Source organism: Armatimonadota bacterium (genome assembly GCA_036504095.1).
GTDB lineage: Bacteria > Armatimonadota > DTGP01 > JAKQQT01 > JAKQQT01 > DASXUL01.
This window is the reverse complement of sequence record DASXVS010000046.1, coordinates 18600-42806: the sequence shown is the minus strand read 5'-3', so window position 1 is coordinate 42806 and position 24207 is coordinate 18600. Positions and strand designations below refer to the sequence as shown.

Here is a 24207-nt window from a genome sequence, read left to right as displayed (position 1 = left end):
ATGATCTGCCCTGTCTACACCGCCGTCCGCCGATTCATGGAATCCCACGCCGTCCCGGCGGACGCGACCCTCATAGCAGCGGTATCCGGCGGGGCCGACTCGCTCGCGTTGCTGCACTCCATGGCATCGCTGCGTCACGAACTGGGATATGCGTTGCGGGTCGCGCACGTCCACCACGGGATGCGCGCGGAAGCGGACGATGATGTCACCCGTCTGCAGGCAGCCTGTGACGATTTGGGCGTCCCGCTCAGCGTTGGCTATATGGACGTGCCGGGCATCGCCGGCGCGCAAAAGGTCTCGCTGGAGGTCGCCGGCCGCCTGGCCCGTTATGGCTGCCTGTACGACGTCGCCGCGGAGCACGGCGCCCACGCGATCTGCACCGGCCACACGCTGGACGATCAGGCCGAGACCCTTCTCCTGCGGATCGTTGCGGGCACCGGCATCGAGGGGTTGGGCGGTATCTTCCCCGCGCGCCTGGCCGTCCCGCCGGAGAGCCGTGCGCCGGTGTGGCTGTGGCGGCCCCTGCTGGAAGTCAGGCGCGCCCAGACCGCGGCATTCTGTGAGGAGCGCGGCCTGGTGACCCTCGATGACCCGGCCAACGCCGACCCGCGCTACCCCCGAAACCGCGTGAGGCACGTGCTTCTGCCGCTTCTGGAACGCGAGTTCAACCCCGCAATCCGTGACGCGCTGGCCAACCTTGCCGACCTCGCGCGGGAGGATGAAACGGTACTGGAGGCGGCCGCCGAAAAGGTGTGTCCGTTCGACGAAACCGACGGGACTTTTCGCCTGCAGGCCGAGGCGCTTCTGGCCCTCCCGTTGGCGCTCCGGCGGAGGGTCGCGCGAAAACTCCTTCGCGCCGCTGGCGGAACGGGGAAGGCCCTCGCTTTCGATAACGTAGAACGCCTGCTATGGGCGGTGCGCACCGCCCAGCGCGAATGCCACCTCCACGGAGCCTTCGCGTTACGCGTAAAAAGGGGTTTGGTAACGCTGGAAAGAATTCAGGAGGCAGGATTCAGAAGGCAGAACCCTGATACCGGACGGAATCCTGAACCCCAGACCCGAAATCCTGAATCCTGAACCCTGAATCCTGCCCCCTGAACCCAGAATCCTGCCCCCTGAACCCAGAATCCTGAATGCTGGATGCTGGATGCTGGATGCTGCCCCCTGAATCCTGCCCCCTGAATGCTGGATGCTGGATGCTGGATGCTGCCCCCCCTTGAATCATCCCCACTCGCTGAGCAGTTCGTCCACCTTCGCGCGGATCTGGTCGCGGATCACGCGCACGCGCTCGATCGGTTGGCCGGCGGGGTCGTCCAGGCTCCAGTCTTCGCAAACGTACACGCGCGCCGGGCACGATTCCACGCTCACGCCGCAGCCCATGGTGATGATGCGGTCGGCTTCATCCGCCATCTCGGCGGTCAGCATCTTCGGCTTCTTCCCCGCAAGCGGCACGCCGATTTCGGCCATCGCTTCCACGACGGCGGGGTTCAGGCTATCAGCAGGCGTTGTCCCGCCGGACACCCCGCGAACCGCGAGAGCGCGCTCGTCCGCCACGGCGTTTGTGAACGCCTCCGCCATCTGGCTCCGCCCCGCGTTATGCCCGCACACGAACAAGACTGTCTTCATCTCTGAAATCTCCTAAAGCATACATACACCCGCGCCGCCCCGTTGGTCAAACACCGGAATGAGACAACCCGTCCCCACCGGGTTTCCGCAGGCTGTGAACTATTCCGGAACGGGTCCTGTTTCATCTGCGAGGCGGTCAACCGACCGCCTTTCGCCGTTTACCCGAGCCGAAACTCAGGCTCGTCGCGGAGGGGCGGTCGCGGGCATGCTGTCGCCCGATTCGTCGGTTTGATGGAGGAGAACGAAATGAGCATGATTCACGCGTGGGCTGCCCTCGGTGCAAAGCAGGCACTGGTCCCCTACGAATACGACCCGGGTCCGATTGGCCCCGACGATGTGGAAGTCAGCGTCGAGTACTGCGGCGTCTGCCACTCCGACCTCTCTATCCTCGACGATGAATGGGGGATGTCCACGTTTCCCGTTGTTCCGGGCCACGAAGTGATCGGGCGGATTACTGCGCTGGGCGAGCAGGCGAAGGGGCTCGCCGTCGGGCAGCGTGTGGGCGTTGGCTGGTACTCGGGAAGTTGCATGGCATGCGCGCAATGCCTGTCCGGTAATCAGCATCTATGCGCCACAAGCACGGCCACAATTGTCGGCCACCATGGGGGTTACGCCGACCGCATCCGCACCCATTGGGCATGGGCCATTCCGATTCCGGAAACGGTGGAAGCCTCCTCTGCCGGCCCCCTGCTCTGCGGCGGCACTACCGTGTTCGCGCCCCTTGTGGCGTTGAACGTAAAGCCAACGGAACGCGTCGGCATCGTCGGCATTGGCGGGCTCGGACATATGGCCGTGAAGTTCGCCACAGCCTGGGGCTGCGAGGTCACCGCCTTCACCTCCAGCGCAACCAAGTACGACGAGGCGAGGGAATTCGGCGCGCATCACGTGGTTTCCAGCAGGGATGCAGACGCGATCCGTGCGCTGACAGGGTCTCTCGATGTTCTGTTGGTCACCGTGAACGTCCCGCTCGATTGGTCCGCGCTGATGGCCACGTTGGCGCCGCTCGGACGAATGCACATACTGGGCGCCGTTCCGGAGCCGATTCCGGTAGGTGCCTTCGACTTGATCTTGGGTCAGCGGAGCATCTCCGGCTCCCCCACCGGTGCTCCGGTCACAATCGCGACAATGCTCGATTTTGCCGGCCGTCACGCCATCAGGCCGCAGGTTGAGCACTTCCCGCTGGCCAGGGTCAACGATGCCATTGCGCACCTGAAGGCCGGCAATGCGCGCTACCGTATCGTCCTGGATGTCGGCGCCGAGTGAACGTCTAACCGCCAATGACACCGCTCAAGATTGCCTTGCTCCCCTCCGTATGCTCATGATATGGCGGTATGCAGAACACATTGACGGAGATGCTGCGCGAGAGCGCGGCGGTAAAAACGGCGCTTGCGGAGACGATGGCGGCACAGATCGCCCATTTCGCGGAGTGGATGACGGAGACGTACCGCGGCGGCGGTAAGGTTGTGCTCTTCGGTAATGGCGGGTCCATGTGCGATGCCAACCACATCGCCGAGGAACTCGTCGGACGCTACAAGATGGAGCGCCGCGCGCTGCCGGCCATGGCCTTCTCCGAAACCAGCGTCATCACCGCGCTTGCCAACGATTACGGCTACGACACGATCTTCCGGCGCCAGGTGGAAGCCTGGGTCACGGCGAAGGACCTGACGGTGGGATTAACCACAAGCGGCCGCTCGGTCAACGTTCGCGAGGGCTTGCGCCTGGCGCGCGAAAAGGGCGCGCGAACCGTCGCCCTCACCGGCGCGGGCGGCGAATCCCTGTCGGACGTATCCGATCTCGTGATCGTGGTCCCCACGCACAATGTGCCGCGCATCCAGGAGTGCCACATCACCATCGGTCACATCGTCTGCGAGATCACCGAACGCGCCATTTTCGGCGGCGCCGCATGAGTTGGCGCCTGTCTCCACAACGAGTGATTCTGACCGCAGACTTCATCCATACAGACACCAACGGGCGGAACTACTACCCATTTCCGTCGTCCGAAGGACGATTGGCCGAAGGCCCTCCAGACGGGTACTTCAGTGCCCGGTCGCTGTCTCCGTCGTCCGAAGGGCTTCAGTGCCGGGGCGGCCGTCCCTGAATCATCTCCATCGTAATATGCCTTCCAGATATCCACAATTCGATCTCTCATCTGTCACGACCTATCCCATGGCGGATCGCGCCAGCAAGGTCGCCCTCACCGATCTCGGCCGCCCCATTGCGCTGGGCCGGAGCGTGACCGAGTTCCTCGATTCGCTCCCCCGGACCCTCGGAGCGCACGGACTTCGCGAAGTCGTTTCGGCGATCGTGCTGGCGCGGCGAAACGGGAAGGCGATCGTGTTCGCCACCGGCGCCCACACGGTCAAGATCGGCCTCAGCCCGGTGGTCATCGATCTGATGGAGCAGGGCTTCATCACCGCGATAGCCCTTAACGGCGCCGGCGTGATTCACGACCTCGAGATGGCGCGCTTCGGCGCTACCAGCGAGGACGTGGTCGAGGGCCTGCGGGACGGCCGGTTCGGGATGGCGGAAGAGGCGAACGCGGAGATCAACGCCATCGCCAAACGCGCGATGGCCTCGGGGCAGGGCTACGGCGAAACGGTTGGACAGGCCCTTCAGGACGCGCCCCATGCCGCCATCAGCATCTTCGCGAGCGCATACCGGCTGGGCATCCCCGCAACCGTCCACGTTGGGGTGGGCACGGATATCCACACGATGCGGGCCGATGCCGAGGGCGCGGCTTTGGGAGACGCCAGCCTGCGCGATTTCCGGATCCTCACGGAGCACATGCGCGGCCTGAATCGCGGCGGTGTGCTGCTCAACGTCGGCTCCGCGGTGATCCTGCCGGAAGTTCTTCTCAAGGCGATGGCCATCCTGCGGAACACGACCGAACTCACGGACTTCACCGGCGTGAACCTCGATTTTCTCCAGCAGTACCGCAGCGGCACCCAGATTGTGTACCGTGTCAAGGAAATGGGCGGGCGCGGATTTGCGCTCACCGGCCACAACGAAATCATGGTCCCGCTGATCGCCTGGGCGGTGAGAGAGGCGGCTCAACGATGATGACACGCAGTAAACTGGGTAGCCTGCTCGATGGTTTTGGATCCCGCCGCATCCTCGTCGTCGGCGATGTGATGCTGGACGAATACGTCTGGGGCCAGGTGAACCGCATCTCGCCGGAAGCGCCCGTGATGGTGGTGGAAGTGAACAGCACCGACTGGCGGCTTGGCGGTGCGGGCAACGTGGCCAACAACGTCCAGGCGATGGGCGGCCGTTGCATCGTCTGCGGCGTCGTCGGTGATGATCCGAACGGGGCCGTCGTGCACGCGCAGGTCGCCGCGATCGGCGCGGACGGGAGCGGCCTCGTCGTCGCGAAGGACCGGCCCACAACCGTCAAAACCCGAATCGTCGCCCACAGCCAGCAAGTCGTGCGCGTTGACCGCGAAACCCGCGCGCCCGTCGACGGCGATGCGCTGGACGGGATGGCGGCGTTCGTCCGAAACGCGCTTCCAACGGTCGATGCGGTCATCCTCTCCGACTACGCGAAGGGCGCGCTGACCGAGGCCCTGGTCCGCGAGATCATAGCGCTGGCCCGCCGGCACGGAAAGCCGGTGGCCGCCAACCTGAAACCGCCGCGGGTCGCCCCATTTCACGGCGCCACATTCCTGACGCTGAACGTGCACGAGGCGGAACGCGCCGCCAACACGAGCATCACCGATGAAGCGGCGCTCTTGACCGTGGGAGCGGACCTCCGCGCGCAATTGGACTGTGACGGCCTGCTGATTACCCGGGGCCCGAACGGGGTGGTACTGTTCACAGCGGGCGCCGCGCCCCTCCTTCTGCCGGCGCACCCGGTGGAGGTCTACGACGTGGCCGGCGCGGGAGACGCCGTGATCGGCGCGGCCACGATGGCCCTGGCCTCCGGCGCCGCGTTCGCCGATGCCGCCGCGGTCGGCAACCTCGCCGGCAACGCGAAGGTGACGAAACTTGGCGTCGCCCCGGTTACCCGCGAGGAGATGCTTCGACTGGCGGGCCGACCGTGATCCCCGCACGTGACAAAGTGGTCGATCGTCAGGCTCTGGCGAACCTGCTTCGAAGGCCTCGGGACGGCAGGACCGTGGTCTTCACAAACGGCTGCTTCGATATCCTCCATGTCGGCCACGTACGCACGCTGGAGGCCGCGCGGGCGTTCGGGGATATCCTCGTGGTCGGCGTCAATTCGGACGCGTCCACGACCCGCCTCAAAGGCCCCAAACGCCCCATCGTCCCGGAACGGGAGCGCGCTGAGATGGTGGCCGCCCTCGGGATGGTCTCTTACGTGATCATCTTCGATGAGGACCTCCCCAACGAGTCCGTGGCCGTCCTGGAACCGGACGTGCATGTCAAAGGCGGCGATTACGACGTGGAAGCCATGCCCGAAACCCCGGTCGTGCGGGCCCACGGCGGCCGCGTGGAGATCGTGCATTTCGTGGACGGCTTCAGCACGACAGACATCATCGCCACGGTTAAGGAGCGGTGCGCGTGAGAGCCGTTGGCATCATCCCCGCGCGCTTCGCCAGCACCCGCTTCCCCGGCAAGCCGCTGGTCGATCTCGGCGGCAAGCCGCTCATCCAGTGGACCTGGGAGGCCGCGAAACGCTGCCGACGGTTGGAACAGGTGCTTATCGCCACCGATGATGATCGCATAGCCGCCGCGGTCCGCGGTTTCGGCGGCGGCGTGGTTATGACGCGCGCGGATCACCCCAGCGGAACGGATCGCCTGGCGGAAGTGGCGCGCGGCCTCGACGCGGAAATCATCGTGAACATCCAGGGCGATGAACCGTTCATCAACCCCGCAACGATTGATGCCGTGGTGCAGCCGTTCGATACGGCGCCATCGCACATCATGATGACCACCGCTTGCGTGACCACCACGGATGCGTCCGAAGCGGCTGACCCGAACGTCGTGAAGGCCGTTGTCACAGCGGGCGGCCGCGCTCTGTACTTCAGCCGGCATCCCATCCCATACCTGCGGGACGCCGGCAACGGTCCGGTTACCTATCGGCTGCATCTCGGGCTGTATGCCTACCGCCGCGAATTCCTGCTGCAATTCGCATCCTGGCCTCCCACCCCCCTGGAAAAGGCCGAAAGCCTCGAGCAGCTCCGCGCGCTGGAACACGGCGCCGGCATCCACGTGGTGGACGTCCCCGAACGCGCCCTGGGCATCGACACCCCCGCCGACCTGGACCGAGCCAAGAGAATGATGAACGATGAGCGATGAACGATGAGCTCCCGGACCCATTTCCCGGACGGCCATTCATCGTTCATCGCTCATCGTTCATCGTTTATTGTATTCCGTCAATCTCCGCCATCACGCTTGAGTCCAGCGTCAGGCCGCTGTTCTTCACGTTGGATTCCAGGTGCTCGATCCTTCGGGTGCCCGCGATGAGGGTGCTCACGCAGTCGTTGGTCAGCAGGAAGCGGAACGCCATATCCGTCAGCGTCATGCCATGGCTCTCGGCGATGGCCTTCAGCTTCTCCGATTTGGCGACCCGTTTGTCCTTTGCCGCATCCAGGCGCGCGTACTTCGGGGTCAGCGAGCCTCCGCCCAGCGGCCACTTCAAAATGACGCCGAGTCCCGCTTTCTTCGCCGCCGCAAGGACGCCGGAGGTCTCCATGGTGCGGTCGAAGATGTTGTACGTGAGTTGCAGCGTGTCGTAGATCCCCATCTCGATCGTGGCCATCGCGGCCTCCACGGTGCCGGGGGACACGCCCAGGAACCGGGCCTTGCCCGCTTCCTTCGCGCGGACCATCGCGCCCATCGTCTCTTCGCTCGTCACGGTCTGGGTGTCGTTTGCCCCGCAATGGATCTGCCAGAGGTCCACATAGTCGGTCTTCAACACGCGCAGGCTGTGTTCGAGAAACGCTTCGGCCGCGGGCGCGCTGAAATCGTAGTGACTGCCTTCGCCGGTCTTGAAGCGCTCGCCGAATTTGGTTGCCAGGTAGTAGTCGCCCCGGCGGTCCGGTATGGTCTGGCCGATGCGCTCTTCGCTGTCCTCGTACGCGGCGGCGGTGTCGATGAAATTGATCCCGAGATCCAGCGCTCGGCGGAGCAGGCTGTCCACCTCCTGAAGCGACGGCGGCATCCCGGGGTCAACCGCCGATTTGATGCCCCATGGGCGACCGATCTCCAGCGCCCCCAGCCCGATATCAGTCACTTCCAATCCTGTCCGACCCAACGTGCGATGATTCATGGTTACCTCCTGAATTCAGTATATCTGGACCGGGAGGGAGCAGATAAAACCGTTCAACCATGATACTGCTCCCGACGCCTTCAGAACGAAAGCGTGAAACCGCCGGCAAGGCGGCTGCGGATGCGGGTGCGGCGGTCTCCGTCCGGCGCCCCCGGCTCACAAATAGTTGGGCGCGGACCCGCTCTGGAATTGGCCTATTTATTGCTCGCCCAGCAAACGGGCATTAATGCCGCTTATACTCGAGCGGGAAAGGACTAACTGAGATGTATGATCTGCGGCTACCCGTCTTGTGCGGGTTGATGGTACTCGCGGCCCAGGCCGCGCGCGCCGACGAGGTTGTGTGGGCCATGGCCGATGCCGGGAATGGGCATCTATGGCAAATTAACGTCACCCAGGACACGAAGCAGGACATGGGACGGCTCAGGGACCCGGTTCTCGGGGATGTCGGAACGGGGTGGTCTACGATTGCGGAGACCCCGGACAAAAACCTCTATTTCATGCGCCGGTACCAGGACGACGTCCATATGTTCCGTCTGGACTCGACAAACATCGTATCCAGCGGTGGCGTGATTACCAACCTGTCATCGCTGGGATCCACGGGTCTGGGCGGCAATCTGGACGGCCTTACCGCCGGCCCTGACGGCAATCTGTACTTCACGGCCTACCAGAACAACAATGCCCACTTCCCGGCAAACGGTCTCCTCCGGTTCCACCCCGGCACCGCGACGACCGATCTGGTCGGGACGTTCGGCGGAGGTAATGCGTTCTATACCGACCTTGCGTTCGACCCGATTAGCGGCGACCTTCTGGGAACCGGAAACGGCGGAAGTACCATCTATCGCATCAATGGTGGCGCCGCTCTTGGCGGGAACCACCAGACCTTCAACTACAACACAGCGTTTCCCGCGCTCGGCCTGGACGGCCTCGCGTTCAACCGCATCTCCGGACAGATGTACGAATCCAGTGATACCGGAGGCGTGTTTGAGGTCAACCGCACCACGGGCGCCTTCATCCGGTACGTAGGCGGTACCCAGGGCACGAACATCGGTACCGACCTCGCTGTGCAGGCAGACACGATTCCGAACCCAACTGTGCCGGAACCCGGCACGATGTCGCTGATCGCGACGGGCCTTGCCGTGGTGCTCGGCGCTCGACGCCGCAACCGACGGTAATCTGAGGTTCTACAACAGCACGGCCGTGGGCCCCACAGGCCCACGGCCGTGTTCGCCGCGTCTGCCCCTCTCCGTATCGTCCCCTCGCTCCTACGGTCCGGTGGCGGAGCGGAGCGCAAGGTCGGCGTCGGCCAGCGTGATTCGTCCATCGTCGTTCAGATCGGCGAAATCCAGATCGGCTTGTGAGGGCAGGGTGGGGGAGAGCGCCAACGCCAGTATGCGGACCGCGTCTGGCGCGGACATCGAGGAGCGGGACGGGGGTCTGTAGCGTAGCAAGCCGGCGCCGCCGGTGGCCAGCAGATCACCCGCTGTGCCGTACGGCGCCCAGGCCATGGTGAAAATGCCCGCGGTCCCGATCGACTCGACGCGCCAGGTGGCGCCCGCGTCGTCGCTGATCCGCAGCCCGCGGTTGGTGCCCAGCAGGAACCGGTTCGGCTGGCGCGGATCGATGGCCAGAAACGACGCGGCGAATGCGCTGTTGCTCGCGCCGGTCTCCTGGCGGATCACCGCCCAGGTCGCCCCGCCGTCGGTTGATCGCGTCACATAGGCCGTGGTCCCGATTGTGGAGGCGCGATAAAGGATGTCCGCACTCGTCCGCCCGGCGCACAACATCGCGCCGGCCGGAACCGAAGCCGTCCGCAGTGTCCAGTGCGCCCCGCCGTCGGTGCTCCGGTAGATCCCGTCCGGCCGGGTCGCATACACCGTCGAGCCGTTCACCGGCGAAATAACCAGGTCGGGCGGCGATGACGGCGGGCTGGGCCACGCCGCGAATCTCTGCACCCAGTTCGGATTACCGGTAGTGTTCTGGTATACCGCGCCGCCCGCTGTCACGATGAAAACCGTGTTCTCCAGCGTGGGATGCGGCACGATGCGGGCGATATCGATGGTCGCGGGAAGGCCGGTGGTGAAATGCTGCCACATCACGCCCCAATCGTCGCTCTTCTCGAGCCCCTGTGCCCCCGTATGCCAGACGCGTCCCGCGAGGGCCGGGGATACGCCCAGGATCGATCGCGTGAGCGAGCCATGGCACATGGTCCACGAGTCTCCGTCGTTGGAGCTTCGGTACAGGCCGTCGGTCGCCGCGGCCAGAATCACGCTCGGGTTGGCGGGGGACTGGCAGGCTCCCGTCACTGTCGCCGCCGCGAGGCCGGTGTTGGACGGGTGCCAGACGAAACTCTGGTCGTTCGCCATCACGCCGCCGCGTTCCGTGCCGGCCAACGGAGTCCAATCGGGGCCGAAGGTCAGCGCCAAAGCGCCGCGCGCCGTGAAGCCCACGTACAGCGGATCCCAGTATCCGCCGTCGTCACAGGTTCTCGCCACCGCCGGGGATCCCGTCGCCCTCGCCACCAGCAAGCAGGAGGGGGACACCTGCGTCGTCGCCTGGGCGGCGACCGGATAGGCGCAAACCTGCGACGACACGCCATTCCTGGCCACTCGCCACAAACCGCCGGCGGTGGCGTCCGAAGAAGACGCGTAGAACGCGTCTCCGGTGAGGCCCGGCCGGACCGCGTTCAGCGGCACCCCGCTGAACGACGAGAACGCATACCAGGACCCGCCGTCATCCGACCGGTATAGCTGCCGCCCGGAGCCATCGGGGACCGCCCGCAGCCCAACCAGCGCCGCCGGAACCTTCGGGTCCCAAGTCATCGCGCACATGGTGGGCACGGAGAGCGTGGCCCAGGTGTCGCCGGCGTTCTGGCTGCGATACATCGTGTTTCCGGACGACGCCAGCAGTTGCTTCCCGTTCATCGAGAACGAGACCGATGCGATATCCGCTGTGACTCCCGGCGCCTGTTTCCACGTCACCCCGCCATCCGTGGTGAGGTAGAGCCCGCGGGGTGAGCCGACGGCAACGCGATTGGGGTCCGCCGGGCTCACGGCGATGGAGCGGACGAAAGGCGGTGCGACGTCGGGGCCGGATATTGGAAACACATCCGAGGTTCGCGCCCAGCTTGCGCCGCCGTCGTCGGAGCGATACACGAAGGCGTTCCCCGCGTAGACGATCCTCGGGTTGGACGGAGCGGCAGACAGCGCGGGGATCCGGCCGCCATCGGGACCCAGGCGATCCCACTGCGCCGAAAGCGATGGGGGTGGGCAGGACAGGCATAAGACGAACGACAACGGCCATACGGGAATGCGGTACATCGGGGTCCTCCGGAATAGCATTCTTGCGCCCAGTTGACCGCCATGTTATCACGACCGTGACCAGACGGGCAACCGTTTTCTTCGATTGGCAAAAAAACGAAAAAAACATGTGGACAGATCATCGGCCCTTCTGGTAATCTAGGTTTAGCGCTTTCCCTGTATGTTTCGCACTCATTAATGGCTTGATAGGGAAAGCGCTAAACCTATAAGCTGGAGCGGGGTCGCCAGTCAGATGTCTTTGCGTGATATTGCGGATGAAGCCGGGGTATCGATCACGACCGTTTCACGCGTGATCAACAACACTGCGCTCAACAAGGTGAGCGAAGACACCCGCCAACGCGTCCTCGAGATCGCCCGCACACGCCGCTTCCGCCCGAACCGGCAGGCCGTTTCGCTGGCCTTGCGCCGACCGCCGGACACGATCGGCCTCGTGATGCCGTACCGCTCCCACATCTTCGACAGCTTCTATTTCTCGCAGATTGTCTGCGCCGTCGCCGACGTCGCCGCCGCGAACGGGATGGACATCAACCTCCTGGTCTCGCGGGAGACGTCGTCCGAGAACTATGTGGAATCACTCTCCGGCCAGCGCGTCGCCGGGGGCATACTGCTCGGCACCGAGATGGGGGACGACGTCCTCACGCAGTGCCGCGGCGCCGAAATGCCGTTCGTCATCATCAACAACACCGCGCCGATGTCCGGCGTCGATACGGTGACGTGCGATAACAGGTCCAGCGCGCGCGATATGACGCGCCACCTCCTGAGGCTCGGGCACGAGCGCATTGGCTTCATCGCGGGTCCCACGAGCCTTCTGGACGCATACGAGCGCCTCATGGGTTATCGGGACGCCGTCGAAGAGGCGGACATACCCTTCGATGACGACCTCGTTGTCTGCGGGGACTTCAATGAGAAGAGCGGGCGCGAAGCCATGCGCGCTCTCCTCGCCCTCGATCCGCGCCCCACGGCGGTATTCGCCGCGAACGACGAATCCGCCCTGGGAGCCCTGCAGGTCCTGCGCCGCGAGGGGCTGCGCGTGCCCACCGATATGGCCGTCGCGGGTTTTGACGACATCCCAATAGCCCAGTACGTCGCCCCTTCACTCACCACGGTTCACCAGCCGTTCTACCGCCTCGGTGAGACCGCCGCCGAGAGACTCATCGCCCGCATCCGCGGCGATGAGCCCTCCAACGGCGATGCCCATCATATTGTCCGTACCCGGCTCGTGATCAGGGAGTCGTGTGGCGGCCGTACCCAACCGGTCTGAGGAAGAATAATGGTTACCTTCGAAACCGAACAGACTCTTGAACACGAAGCGGGGGATGCGTTTCCCCGGGGATTTATCTGGGGCGCCGCCACCGCCGCTTATCAGATTGAGGGAGCCGCCAACGAAGACGGGCGCGGCGAAAGCATCTGGGACCGCTTTTCCCATACCCCCGGCAAAGTGCAAAACGGGGACACCGGCGACGTCGCGTGCGATCATTACCATCGCTACCGCGAGGATATCGCCTTGATGCGCGACCTCGGGATTCAGGCATACCGCTTCTCTATCGGGTGGCCGCGCATCTTCCCGACGGGAGAAGGCCCGCTGAACCCGAAGGGACTCGATTTCTACAACCGTCTCGTGGATGCCCTGCTGGAAGCCGGGATCACACCCGTTCCGACCCTCTACCACTGGGACCTCCCGCAGGCGCTGGAAGACAAAGGCGGCTGGGCCGGCATTGACACCGCCAACCGATTCGCCGATTACGCCGAAACCTGCTTCAAAGCCCTCGGCGACCGCATCGACACCTGGATCACGCTCAACGAGCCATGGTGCGTGGCCCATATGGGCTACGTGAGCGGCGAGCACGCGCCGGGAAAGACCGATCAGCGGCTTGGCCTCCTGGCCGGGCACACGCTTTGCGTGGCGCACGGCCTCGCGGTCCAGCGCTTCCGCCAGGTTTGCCCCGGCAAACGAATCGGCATCACTGTCAGCCTCTCCCCGGCCCACGCCCTTTCGGACAGCCCCGAGGACCAGGCGGCCGCCCGCCGCTCCGATGCCTACGGCAACAAGTGGTTCCTGGATCCGATTTACCGCGGCGATTACCCGCCCGAAATGCGCGAGGCGTTCGGTGAACTCCTGCCGCGCTTCACGCCCGAACAGCGAACCGCCGTTCAGTCGCCCATCGATTTCATCGGGGCCAATTACTACTTCCGCGGCATGATCGCGGACGACCCCGATGGCTCCGGGCTGCGGACGCGCTGGTCTTTGCCCACCGAAGGCCCCCTCACCGCGATGGGCTGGGAAGTGTACCCCCCCGGAATGACGGAAACCCTGTGCGACCTCGATGAGGCGTACGGAAGGCCTCTGCTGTACGTGACGGAGAACGGCGCTGCGTTTGACGAAACCGTGTCACCGGACGGCAGGGTGCACGACGAAAATCGCCGCCACTACCTGGAAACCCATATTCGGGCGGCTGCAAGGGCCATCGAGGACGGCGCCAACCTCGGCGGATATTTCGTATGGTCGTTGCTGGACAACTTTGAATGGGGCTTCGGATACGCAAAGCGGTTTGGCATCGTGCACGTTGACTACGCAACCCACGAGCGCACGGTGAAGGACAGTGGCCTCTGGTACGCCGGCGTGATCCGGCGAAATGCCGTTTAACGGAAATTGTGACGAGAGTCAAAGGAGACAATGACATGAGAATCAGGCTTAAAGCCTTTACACTCATTGAGCTGCTGGTCGTGATCGCCATCATCGCCATTTTGGCCGCCATCCTCTTCCCCGTCTTCGCCAAGGCGCGTGAACGCGCGAAGACCACCAGTTGCATCAGCAATGAGAAACAGATCGGCATCGCGTGCATGAGCTACGCCGATGACAACGACGGCACTTATCCCCCCAACCGCGTGCCCATCGTCGGCGGCACGTGGACCTGGAAACGGGCTATCCAGCCGTACCTGAAATCCTTCGATGTGTGGCGCTGCCCCAGCGTAACCAACTACTTCCCGGGCCTCGGAGGGGTGAAGCAGGCGTGGCCGAACCAGGGCGACGAGAGCAACACGCTCCCGCAGTTCCGGAACGACAGGTCGCAGGCGCTGCCCGCCTCCTATGGCTACTCCGGCGGCTTCTTCTTTGAGGACAATGGCTCGCGAAGAATCATCCACCACCTGAGCGACGTGAAGGATCCATCCGGCACGCTCTTCATCCTCAACACCCGCATGGCCTGGCCGGACCTGGGACCGTGGATGATGAACGTCCGCTGCGATCAGAACGGCATCCAGGTCAGCCAGAGCAAATTGGGCCCGTTCGTCGCGCACAACGGCCGCATCCCGATCATCATGGCGGACGGCCACGTGCAGGCCCTCAAACTGATCCAGACCGTGGTGCCCAACGATATGTGGAAGTCACTGAACCCGGCCTACGACACCTCCGCGAAGCTGATGCCCATCGTCAACGGTATGGCCGACGAATACAGGTAACCACCGACGGGGCTCAATGTGACGCCTCGCGTCGCCAGGGCAAGTGATGTCAGAAAGCAGACGATGCTCAAATTGATTTTCGCCGCCGCCATAGCCGCTATGCCCGTCGCTTCACGCAGTGAAGCGACGCCGCTCCCTCGCCTGCGGACCGATGGCATCAAGATCGTGACGCCCGCCGGCGACGAGGTTCGCCTCGCCGGCATCAACCTGGGCGGCTGGTTCGTCCAGGAAATGTGGATGACGCCCTGGGTGCAGGACCCGCCGGACGGTTCGCCGTACCACAAGGTGAACGACGACGCCGGGTTGTGGCGGGTCCTCGGCGAACGCCTGGGACCAACCGCCATGCAGGACATCAAAACGGCGTGGCGCAACGCCTGGATCCAGCGCGAGGATTTCAAGCGCATCAAATCCGCCGGGTTCAACTCCGTGCGCATCCCGTTTCTGTTTGACATCGTGGATGAGCCGAAGGGTATGGACTGGCTGCGGAAATCCGTGGCCTGGGCCAACGAAAACGGGCTCTATGCGGTCCTCGACATGCACGGAACGCCCGGCCGCCAGAGCGCGGACCATACAACCGGTGAAGCCGGCGTGAACAAGTTCTTCTATGAGCCGAAATACGTCGAACAGGCGGAGAATATCTGGACGAAAATCGCCCGCGAGTTCGGCCGGAACCCGGGAGTCGCCGCGTTCGATCTCATCAACGAACCGACCGGCGCACCCAACCCGGCGACGCTGCACCTCGTGTACAACCGCCTGTACCAGGCGGTCCGGAAGGCCGCGCCGGACACGATCGTCATCGTGGACGACGGATACAAGGGGTTCGACACGACGCCGCACGCAAATGTCGCCGGCTGGGCAAATATGGTATACTCCCTGCACTTCTACAATTTCGACGCCAAATCCTCCGACGAGCAGATCAAATCGCTTGCCGGGCGGTTGCCGAAGACCCTCGAACTGCGCGGATACCGGAATGCGCCGGTCTACATCGGCGAGTTCAATATCGAGCCGCACAGCTCGCCTGAAACAATGTCGGAATACCTCCAAACGCTCAACGGAAACGGCTTTTCCTGGGCGGTCTGGACCTACAAGACCGTCGCCCGAGGCGGACCCATGGGCTATTGGGGCCTCTATTCGAAGCCGGATGCCGCGAACGCCATCAACCCGTTCACGGACACCGTGGCGGAGATGAAAGCGAAAATCGAGCAAGTCCGAACGGAAAACCTTTCCCCGGTTCAAGAACTGCTGGCAGTCTACCAAGCCTCGGCCAATCCTGCCCCACCGAAACGCCAGAAATGAAGCGCGTGAACAAGCGACGGATGACAGTTGGGTTCAAGGCGGCGGTGGCCGGTTCGTCGGCCGCATTGCTGCTTGCCGCTGCCGCGTGCCGCGCCGTCCCCCTGATGGACGGCGTCCGGGACGCCGAATACACCGTCGTCGCGTCAAACCTGACCGCGCCGGGGCATGCGCTGGTGGTCGACCCGTCGGCTTCGCCCGCCATCAACGACCCGGCCGACCCCCGTGCAACCACCCTTTACACAAACGGCTTGTGGGCCACAAACACCCTCACCGACCTCTACCTCTACGTGGACATGCCCAACCTCGACCTCAATGTCATCGAGGGGGAATGGGCGATTCCTTTCCACCTTCGGGGCGTGAATGACGGGATTCAGCGTCTCGGTACATTCGGGGATCCGTATGGCGCGTCCTGCGATTACGTCCACGTTCCGGCCAGCAACGCCGTTCTGAAATCCAATATGGCCGGCTTCAAGCACGATTACGACGGCAACCAGGGCTACGCGTTCCTCATTGCTCCCAACAAGGCGGGAACGGACTGGTCCTGGGACAACAGCGGATTTCTGGGCAACGGCGGTTGGGCCTACGATACCGCGGGCAACATCGTCCACGGTACCGGCACGTCGGGCGGAGAGATCGTTTACGCCGGCGCGAAGGGCATCGAGGTCAAGATCCCGCTGGCGCTCTTCGGCATCAATCCCGGCAACACGAACCTTGTGGCGCCCCGGATCGGCGACGAGATTCTGATGCAGTTCTACGCCAACATGCGCAACCGAACCTCGCCGCTGTACCCGCGCGGCCCGGTAGACAGCGCGCCATACCAGGCGTCCGCGCAGGGCAATGCCGCCACGCATAACTACTCCCGCGGATCGATATCCCAGTGGGCGTCCTACACGCTCAGAACCCCTCCGATGCTGGAGGTCTCCGGCGCGGGCCTGAGCACCACCGCGGACCCCGGGCATTTGGTCGTCAAGTTCACCTCCGCGGTCGGCGCCGGGGCGGATACGGCATCGAACTACGCGGTTGTCAACGTGGGGACCGCTGCTCCCGTCCCCGTCGCGTCCGCGCAGATCGACCCCGATGACGCGTCGCGGGTGATCCTCGGTCTGACGCTGCCGTTGAACTCCAGGCTCCGCGTGACGGTGGGCGGCGTGTTGGGGACAAATGGCGCTCTGGTCTCCTCGATCAGGAACTCCGCGGAATTGTCGATCGGCGCGCCCGTCGTCTTCAATATGTACGACCCGTACGGCATCGTGGCCGCGGCCGGGACGAACCCGGGCACCGGCCTGCCGTACCGTGTGACGCTGACCGGCGACTTCATCGGCTATGCCAACGCCCGCCCGCCCGAGGTGATGCCCGCCGGAAAGGCCTACGGCTGGAACGAGATTCCCATGGCTCCGGTCGCCGGTGAGCCTGCGCATTTCCGGTCGCCGGCTGTCATCTGCAGCCCGGGTGTCAACGGCTACAAATACTGCTTCCCGGAGATGCCGGACGGCGGATCGTGGGACGGCTGGAACTGGCTGAATCCGAACGACCGGGTGGCCTTCGTTCCCAGGTCGTCAAGCGTACTGCAGGTGAACGACAACGCCGCGGGCGCCGTCGCTGGCACCGTGCGTGACGGCGGACCGGTCTCGATGACGTTCACGCTGATCGATCGCGATAACCTGGCGGCGGGACGGCCGGTTTACTTAACCGGCACGTTCAACGGGTGGTCCGGCGACGCGGCGGGCGCGGTGCCGATGGCCGAGGTTGCCGGTCAGCCGCATACCTACAGCGCAACGTTTACTCCCGCCTCCGGAAGCGGCCGGGACGTCACGATCAAGTACAGATATGTGCTGATCGACGGCGCCGGGACGGAATGGGACCTGATGAACCCGCTCCATGACCGTGCCGCGCTCGTGAAGGGTTCCGGCGCCCCGCCGCGGCAAAGCGTCACCGATTACCTCGGCTCCTCGCTGTTCGCGCGCATTCTCCGCGTGGCGGCGGGGCTGGGCCCGGCGCCTTACTGGAGCGGCTATTACGGAGAACTGGACGTGGATTTCAGCGGCGACGTAACGTTTCTGGATGCCGTGACCGCATTACGGACCGCCTCGATGCCGGTCTTCCCGCGATTGCGGGCCGAAGGCGTCAAAATCGTCGATCCGACCGGCAAAGAGGTTCGCCTGAGGGGCTTCAACCTCGGCGGTTGGTTCGTCGAGGAAATGTGGATGACCCCCTGGGTTCAGGATCCGCCCGGTGGTTCGCCATACCAGAAGGTGGACGACCACTTCGCGCTCTGGACGGTGCTCACGCAGCGTCTCGGCGCCGCGTCCGCCCAGAACGTGAAGGCGGCCTACCGAAACGCCTGGATTCAGCCCTCCGATTTCAAGCGCATCAAGGCAGCGGGCTTCAACTCCGTGCGCCTGCCGTTCATCTACGACATCGTCGACGAGCCCAACGGAATGGACTGGCTGCGCGGCGCCGTGCGCGACGCCAACGCCGCCGGGCTGTATGTGATCCTCGATATGCACGGCGCTCCGGGCAGCCAGAACGGTTGGGACCATTCCGGCGAGGCCGGCCCGGTCCTGTTCTTCTCGAACACGGACAATATCGCCAAGGCGGTCCAGGTCTGGACCACCATCGCGCAGGAGTTCGGCTCCAACCCCGGAGTCCTCGGGTGCGACCTGCTGAACGAGCCCGCCGGCGCTCCGGACGTCGCCACTTTGCACTCGGTTCACAACCAGTTGTACCAGGCGATCCGCCACGTCGCGCCGGACACCATCGTCATCGTCGAGGACGGCTACAAGGGAGTCGCCTCGCTGCCGCAGCCGGCCCAGTACGGGTGGACCAACGTGGTCTATTCCATCCACCTGTACGACTTCGGCGCCACCTCGCCGCAGGATCATCTGAACAGCCTGAACGGTCAGTTGCCGGGCATCCTGCAGGTCAGAACCTCGCGAAATGTCCCCATGTACATCGGGGAGTTCAATCTGGAGCCGAACAACTCCTCGGCGGCCATGTCGGAATACACCAACACCATGTACACCAACGGTCTGTCCTGGAACCTCTGGACATTCAAGACCGTGAACACTTCCGGCCCAATGGGGTACTGGGGCTATTATTCCAACCCCAGGGCCGTAACTCCGCTCAACCCATTTAGCGACGCCGAATTGGCCCTCGTTACAAAGATGTCGCAGGTTCGAACGGAAAACCTGACTATTCCCTCTGGTCTGGCGGCGGCCCTGACACCGCCCGGTCCATGAGATTTTTCCACCCACCCGTGCCCTGGACGGCACACCAACACCGGGTTGGGCGGCAAAGCCGCCATGACCCCTGCTAACTCCAACATCAGAAGGAGGAGAGTAAGTGATGATTCATCGTACCAGAGCGTGGCGGTGGGCAATCGGGCTTGGCATCTGCGCCACGGCCGCGATCTTGCCCAATCCCGCCGCATATGCGACCCCGATCATGGACGGAATCCGCGACGCGGAGTATACGCTCGTATACAACAACACCACGGATCCCAACCACAAGTTGGTCAATGACCCTGCCGCAATCCCCACGCCTATCAACGATGCCGCCGATCCGCGCGCGAATCTGCTGCTGTCCAACGCCATGTACGCGGCGAACACAGGCTCGGATCTCTACATCTACATCGATATGCCGAACCTCGACCTCAACGCCGTCGAAGCCGAGTGGGCGATCGTGATGCACCTCAAAGGCGCCAACGATGCCATCGAACGCCTGGGAGTCGCGCATGACCCGTACGGCGCCGCGTGCGACTACGCACAGACGCCCGCCTGCAACGTCGTCATCAAATCGAACGCTGCCGGCTTCAAACACGACTATGACGGCAACCAGGGCTATGGGTTCGTCCTCCCTGCCAACACTGCCCTCACGGACTGGGACTGGAACGACGCAAGCGGGTTCACGGGCAGCCTTGGCTGGACCTACGACACCGTTAACAACCTCGTCCACGGGGTTGGCGGCGGTGGCGGCGAGATTGTTTACAAAGGCGCCCACGGCATCGAGCTGAAGGTTCCGCTGGCCCTGTTCGGCACCAACCCGGCAAACTCGCCGGTGACGCCTCCCAAAATCGGCGACCAGATTCTGATGCAGTTCTACACCAACATGCGAGACCGCACCGCGCCCAACTACCCGCGCGGCCCGGTCGACTGCATCCCGTTCGAAGCGCGTGGTCAGGGCGACCCCGCAACCCACGACTACTCCCGCGGGCTCATCAGCACCTACGCGCCGCCCTATACGCTCGTCGCTCCGGCCACCCTTGAGGTGAGCGCGGCCTCACTGAGGGATGCGCTCGACCTGAACCACATCGTGCTCTCGTTCACCGCTCCGCTGGGCGATGGCGCGACAACACCTGCCAACTACACGGTCACCAACCTCTCCACCAACACCACCATACCGGTGGTCTCGGCCGTCGTCGAGGCCAATGGCACCAAGGTTGACCTCGAACTGCCCGTTCCCTACAACACCAAACTCCTCGTGGCGGCGGCCAACGTGAAGAACACGAGCGGAACAGTCGTTTCCGCCGGCAAGAACACCGCCACATTCATGGTTGGAACGGCCGTTCAGTGCACCATGCATGACCCATACGGCATCATCGCCGCCCTCGGAACGAACCCTGATACCGGGGCAGCTTACCGCGTGACGATGACCGGAAGCCCCATCGGCTGGCGGAATGCCCGTCCGCCGGGATACACTCCCACCACGGATCGTCCCTACGGTTGGAACGAGATTCCGATGAACCCGGTGTCGGGACAGCCGAATACCTACCAGTCGCCGGTGTTCCTCGTGAATGCGGGGCCCATGGGCTTCAAGCTCTGCCTGCCCGAGATGCCGGATTCCGGTCTTTACGTCGGGTGGAATGCCCTGAACCCGACCGATCGACGATTCTTCGTACCGCTGTCGTCCAGCGTCGTCCAGGTCTCTGCGAACGCCGCCGGACCTTACAACGGCACGAACTATGACGGCGGCCCCGTCAACATCACGTTCACGCTGGTGGACCACGACAACCTGGCCGCCGGCCGCGCCGTGTACGTTGCCGGTGCTCTGAACGCCTGGGACGGCAGCATTACCGGCGCGATACCGCTCCCCGCGGTCGCGGGACGGCCCAACACCTATAGCGGGACGTTCACAACCGGCGCCGGATTCGGCAGCGACATGGCCACCGAGTACAAATACATCCTCATCTACGACGACCCCGCGAATCCCGGTACAAACAAGACCGATTGGGACTTGCTGAACCCCTCCGGCAACCGCTGGATCAGGATCAAGGGCGCCGGATCGCCGCTGGCACAGTCCGTAACCGAATTCGTTGGCGCCACAAAAGCCGTACGGATTCTGCGGATCGCAGCCGGCCTTGATATGTCGCCCCAGTTCGGCAATTACTACAACGAACTGGATCTCGACATGAGTGGCAACATCACCTTGCTCGATGCGGTGAAAGCCATTCATTCCTGACAACTCATACCGGGCGTGATCGGAACGTTGGCCCCTTCACGCCCATTGTCCGCCGATCTGATCGGCACAGACGGTATACGAAAACGCGGACGGCGGAGGGCTGATCAACCCTCCGCCGTCTCTTTACGGGGCGTGTACACTTTTCCGCAACAGTGACCTATTATGTGCATATGGGGATTAGGACAAGCGCTTGCCCTTTCGTCCCCCACGTTTGTAAGTAACCTGAAATTCGCTGGGAGGCGCCATGTCTCTGTCTGCCCGCAATTATCTTTCTTACCGGGTTCGTGCCATTCTGTTCCTCGCGGCTGTCGCGTTGTATGCGCCCGCTTCCCGGGCCGTGACCACCATCCGGTTCCGCTACTGGGGCGATATCAAGGAACTGCACATCGTGCGGGATCAGTGCGCCGCCTTCGAGAAGGCGCACCCCGGCGTACACGTCAGCGCGGAGCGCGCGCCGGCGGGCGACCCCTACGTTCAAAAGGTGCTCGTCGAATTCGCGGGCGGTACCCCCCCCGATGTCCTCTTCGTTGAAACCAACATGTTCGTCACGCTGGCGGACAAGGGTGTCCTGCTCCCGCTCAACACGTTCATGGAGAAGGACCCATCCTTCCACATCCGGGACTACTATCCGGAAATCGTAGACCGGTTCACGATGAAGGACCCCGTGACGGGCAAGCCCAACGTCCTCACCATTCCCAGGGATATCGCGCCGGTCTGCTGCGTCTATTACAACAAGAAGATTTTCGATGAGGCCGGCGTGCCTTATCCTTCGGACGACTGGTCCTGGTCCGAAGACCCTGCTCGCTTCAGCAAACCCGGTTTCGACCCGGACAAGGATTTCCTCTCGATCTGCAAGAGGCTCATCAAGATCAATCCCAGGACCGGCCGCCCCAGCCAGTTCGCGTTCAGCGGCGATATCGACCACTTCATTTACTCCGCGGGCGGCCGCTTCGTGGACAACGTGAAGAACCCGACGCGCGTGATGTACGACGATCCGAAGACCCTGATGGGCCTCCAGTTCCGCGCGGACCTCGTGAACAAATACCATTACATGCCCTCACCGCTGGACTATTCCGCGATGGGGGTGGGCGCTCCGGACCTCTTCCTCACAGGCCGCCTCGCGATGTTCCATTCAGGAATCTGGAATACGCCCCAGTTCCGCGATATCAAGACGTTCGACTGGGACGTGGCGATGTTCCCCAAAGGGCCCACCGGCATCCGCGCGTTCGGCACCGGCGGTTCCGGCTACGGAATGGCGCGGGGCACGAAGCACCCGGAACTCGCCTGGGAGCTCGTGAAATACCTCGCCGGCCCGGTAGGGCAGTCCGCGCTGGCGGCCACGGGACTGGCGCAGCCCTCCATCAGGAAACTGGCGGAATCGAAGGTCTGGCTGGACGGCAAGAAGCCCCTGCACAAGATCATCACCTGTCAGGGCGTGCCGTTCATCCAGTTCAACCCGTTTACGCCGGTCTGGAACGAGGTCAACACCAAGGTAAACCCGGAACTGGACCTGGTGTGGGAAGGCAAGCAGACGGCGAAGGCCGCCGTAACGAAGACGCTGCCTGCCGCGCAGCGCGTGCTGGATCAGTGGCGCTTCCCGCAGAAATTGCGGCCGTTCCCGTGGGCGGCCGGAGTGACCGCGTTCTTCCTGATCCTGGCGGGAATTGTATTCACCATCTGGTGGGTTTCGCGCTCCGAATGGAGGGGGCTCAAATCGCGCCATCGCCGTAAGGACGCGGTGGCCGGCTACGTCTTCATAGCGCCCTGGATCATCGGTTTCATCGTCTTCACCATCGGCCCCATCGTTGCGTCGTTCATGCTGGCATTCTGCCAGTGGGACCTCATCAACCCCGCGAAATGGGTCGGCTTTGGCAACTATGCGCAGATTTTCACCCAGGACGAGTTGTTCGGGAAGTCGCTGTCCAACACGATTTTCTTCACCGTTTTCAGCGTTCCCCTCGGCGTTGCGGGAAGCCTGGCGGTCGCGCTCCTCCTGAATATCAAGGTGAAGGGCCAGGCGTGGTTCCGCACGGCGTATTACCTCCCGGCCGTAACGTCCGCCGTGGCGGCCTCGGTGCTCTGGCTGTGGGTCTTCAACCCGGATTTCGGCCTCCTGAACACCGCGGTGGACCGCCTGCACCTGATGGGCCTGGCCAATCTGCTGCATATGGTCGATCCGGACAAGCACAAGATCCTGTGGCTGCTGGACGAGCGCCTCGCCAAACCGTCGCTGATCCTGATGGGCCTGTGGGGCGTGGGCGGAGGGATGATCATCTTCCTCGCCGGCCTCCAGGGGATTCCCAACGCCCTGTATGAGGCGGCCGAGCTCGACGGCGCCGGCATCCTGTCCAAATTCCGCAACGTAACGATCCCGATGCTCACGCCGACCATCTTCTTCACGCTCATCATGGGCGTGATCGGCAGCTTCCAGGTGTTCACCCAGGCGTTTGTAATGACAAGCGGCGGCCCGCACAACGCCACCCTGTTTTACGTGCTTTACCTGTACCAGAACGCCTTCCAGTTCCTGAAGATGGGCTACGCCAGCGCGCTCGCCTGGATCCTCTTCGCGTTTATCCTCATCGTCACGGCCATCCAGTTCCGGTTCAGCGGATGGGTCTACTACGAGTCCGGAGACGCGAAGTGAGGGAGCGATTGGGGGGGAGTGGGAGAGTGGGTGATGGGGGGATTGCGAGATGGGGCGTTCCCGTGCCAATGAATTGGCGGGCTTCAGCTGCGAAGTCGGCCTTCGCCGACTCGGACCCAGTCCGCGGAGGCGGACTTCGGGCCAGTTGTAGCCGCGACTTCAGTCGCCGGGGCGATTGG

The 24207-nt window shown here is 63.7% G+C and carries 18 protein-coding genes; 15 read left to right on the top strand and 3 right to left on the bottom strand.

Going from position 1 to position 24207, the window contains the following annotated elements; genetic code table 11:
- Positions 1–1077 (top strand): tRNA lysidine(34) synthetase TilS, encoded by a 1077-nt coding sequence (tilS, locus tag VGM51_10985; GenBank protein HEY3413562.1) that lies wholly within the window; start codon positions 1–3, stop codon positions 1075–1077.
- A 144-nt stretch (positions 1078–1221) separates the two neighbouring features.
- Here tilS and VGM51_10980 read toward each other — a convergent pair whose 3' ends face one another.
- Positions 1222–1626 (bottom strand): arsenate reductase ArsC, encoded by a 405-nt coding sequence (locus VGM51_10980; protein ID HEY3413561.1) that lies wholly within the window; start codon positions 1624–1626, stop codon positions 1222–1224.
- A 246-nt stretch (positions 1627–1872) separates the two neighbouring features.
- On the opposite strand from VGM51_10980, the gene VGM51_10975 reads away from it, so the two are divergent.
- The 6 genes from VGM51_10975 (at position 1873) to kdsB (ending at position 6882) form a co-directional block, all read left to right on the top strand.
- Positions 1873–2889, top strand: coding sequence for an NAD(P)-dependent alcohol dehydrogenase (locus VGM51_10975; GenBank protein HEY3413560.1), 1017 nt, complete (start codon positions 1873–1875; stop codon positions 2887–2889).
- Positions 2890–2957: 68 nt separating this feature from the next.
- The gene (locus VGM51_10970; GenBank protein ID HEY3413559.1) at positions 2958–3533 is read left to right on the top strand and encodes an SIS domain-containing protein; all 576 of its coding nucleotides are present in this window, start codon (positions 2958–2960) and stop codon (positions 3531–3533) included.
- Between the two features lie 259 nt (positions 3534–3792).
- Positions 3793–4686, top strand: a complete 894-nt coding sequence (locus tag VGM51_10965; protein HEY3413558.1) for a hypothetical protein — start codon at positions 3793–3795, stop codon at positions 4684–4686.
- Entirely contained in the window at positions 4683–5666 is a 984-nt protein-coding gene (locus tag VGM51_10960; GenBank protein ID HEY3413557.1) for a PfkB family carbohydrate kinase, read from the top strand. Before VGM51_10965 ends, VGM51_10960 begins: the two co-directional genes overlap by 4 nt.
- Complete coding sequence (rfaE2, locus tag VGM51_10955; protein HEY3413556.1) at positions 5663–6148, top strand: D-glycero-beta-D-manno-heptose 1-phosphate adenylyltransferase; 486 nt, start codon at positions 5663–5665, stop codon at positions 6146–6148. The genes VGM51_10960 and rfaE2 overlap by 4 nt, the downstream gene beginning before the upstream one ends.
- Entirely contained in the window at positions 6145–6882 is a 738-nt protein-coding gene (gene kdsB / locus VGM51_10950) for a 3-deoxy-manno-octulosonate cytidylyltransferase (protein ID HEY3413555.1), read from the top strand. The genes rfaE2 and kdsB overlap by 4 nt, the downstream gene beginning before the upstream one ends.
- A gap of 64 nt (positions 6883–6946) precedes the next feature.
- Here the strand turns inward: kdsB and VGM51_10945 are convergent, their stop codons facing one another.
- Positions 6947–7855, bottom strand: a complete 909-nt coding sequence (locus tag VGM51_10945) for an aldo/keto reductase (GenBank protein HEY3413554.1) — start codon at positions 7853–7855, stop codon at positions 6947–6949.
- 263 nt (positions 7856–8118) lie between these two features.
- Between VGM51_10945 and VGM51_10940 the strand changes: the two genes are divergently transcribed.
- The gene (locus tag VGM51_10940) at positions 8119–9027 is read left to right on the top strand and encodes a PEP-CTERM sorting domain-containing protein (GenBank protein ID HEY3413553.1); all 909 of its coding nucleotides are present in this window, start codon (positions 8119–8121) and stop codon (positions 9025–9027) included.
- Positions 9028–9117: 90 nt separating this feature from the next.
- Here the strand turns inward: VGM51_10940 and VGM51_10935 are convergent, their stop codons facing one another.
- Positions 9118–11172, bottom strand: a complete 2055-nt coding sequence (locus VGM51_10935; GenBank protein ID HEY3413552.1) for a hypothetical protein — start codon at positions 11170–11172, stop codon at positions 9118–9120.
- A 232-nt stretch (positions 11173–11404) separates the two neighbouring features.
- Here VGM51_10935 and VGM51_10930 point away from each other — a divergent pair, with 232 nt between their 5' ends.
- The 7 genes from VGM51_10930 to VGM51_10900 all read left to right on the top strand — a co-directional run bounded on the left by VGM51_10930 (position 11405) and on the right by VGM51_10900 (position 24028).
- Positions 11405–12433 carry a LacI family DNA-binding transcriptional regulator gene (locus tag VGM51_10930; protein ID HEY3413551.1) on the top strand — a complete coding sequence of 343 codons (1029 nt, stop codon included), beginning with the start codon at positions 11405–11407 and terminating at the stop codon, positions 12431–12433.
- 9 nt (positions 12434–12442) lie between these two features.
- Positions 12443–13816 (top strand): GH1 family beta-glucosidase, encoded by a 1374-nt coding sequence (locus VGM51_10925; GenBank protein HEY3413550.1) that lies wholly within the window; start codon positions 12443–12445, stop codon positions 13814–13816.
- Positions 13817–13851: 35 nt separating this feature from the next.
- The gene (locus tag VGM51_10920; GenBank protein HEY3413549.1) at positions 13852–14631 is read left to right on the top strand and encodes a DUF1559 domain-containing protein; all 780 of its coding nucleotides are present in this window, start codon (positions 13852–13854) and stop codon (positions 14629–14631) included.
- Between the two features lie 63 nt (positions 14632–14694).
- Complete coding sequence (locus VGM51_10915; protein HEY3413548.1) at positions 14695–15927, top strand: cellulase family glycosylhydrolase; 1233 nt, start codon at positions 14695–14697, stop codon at positions 15925–15927.
- Positions 15924–19166 (top strand): cellulase family glycosylhydrolase, encoded by a 3243-nt coding sequence (locus VGM51_10910; protein ID HEY3413547.1) that lies wholly within the window; start codon positions 15924–15926, stop codon positions 19164–19166. The genes VGM51_10915 and VGM51_10910 overlap by 4 nt, the downstream gene beginning before the upstream one ends.
- Positions 19167–19272: 106 nt before the next feature.
- Positions 19273–21384 carry a hypothetical protein gene (locus VGM51_10905; protein HEY3413546.1) on the top strand — a complete coding sequence of 704 codons (2112 nt, stop codon included), beginning with the start codon at positions 19273–19275 and terminating at the stop codon, positions 21382–21384.
- A 244-nt stretch (positions 21385–21628) separates the two neighbouring features.
- On the top strand, positions 21629–24028 hold the full coding sequence (locus VGM51_10900) for an extracellular solute-binding protein (GenBank protein HEY3413545.1): 2400 nt from the start codon (positions 21629–21631) through the stop codon (positions 24026–24028).
- The last annotated feature ends 179 nt before the right edge of the window (positions 24029–24207 follow it).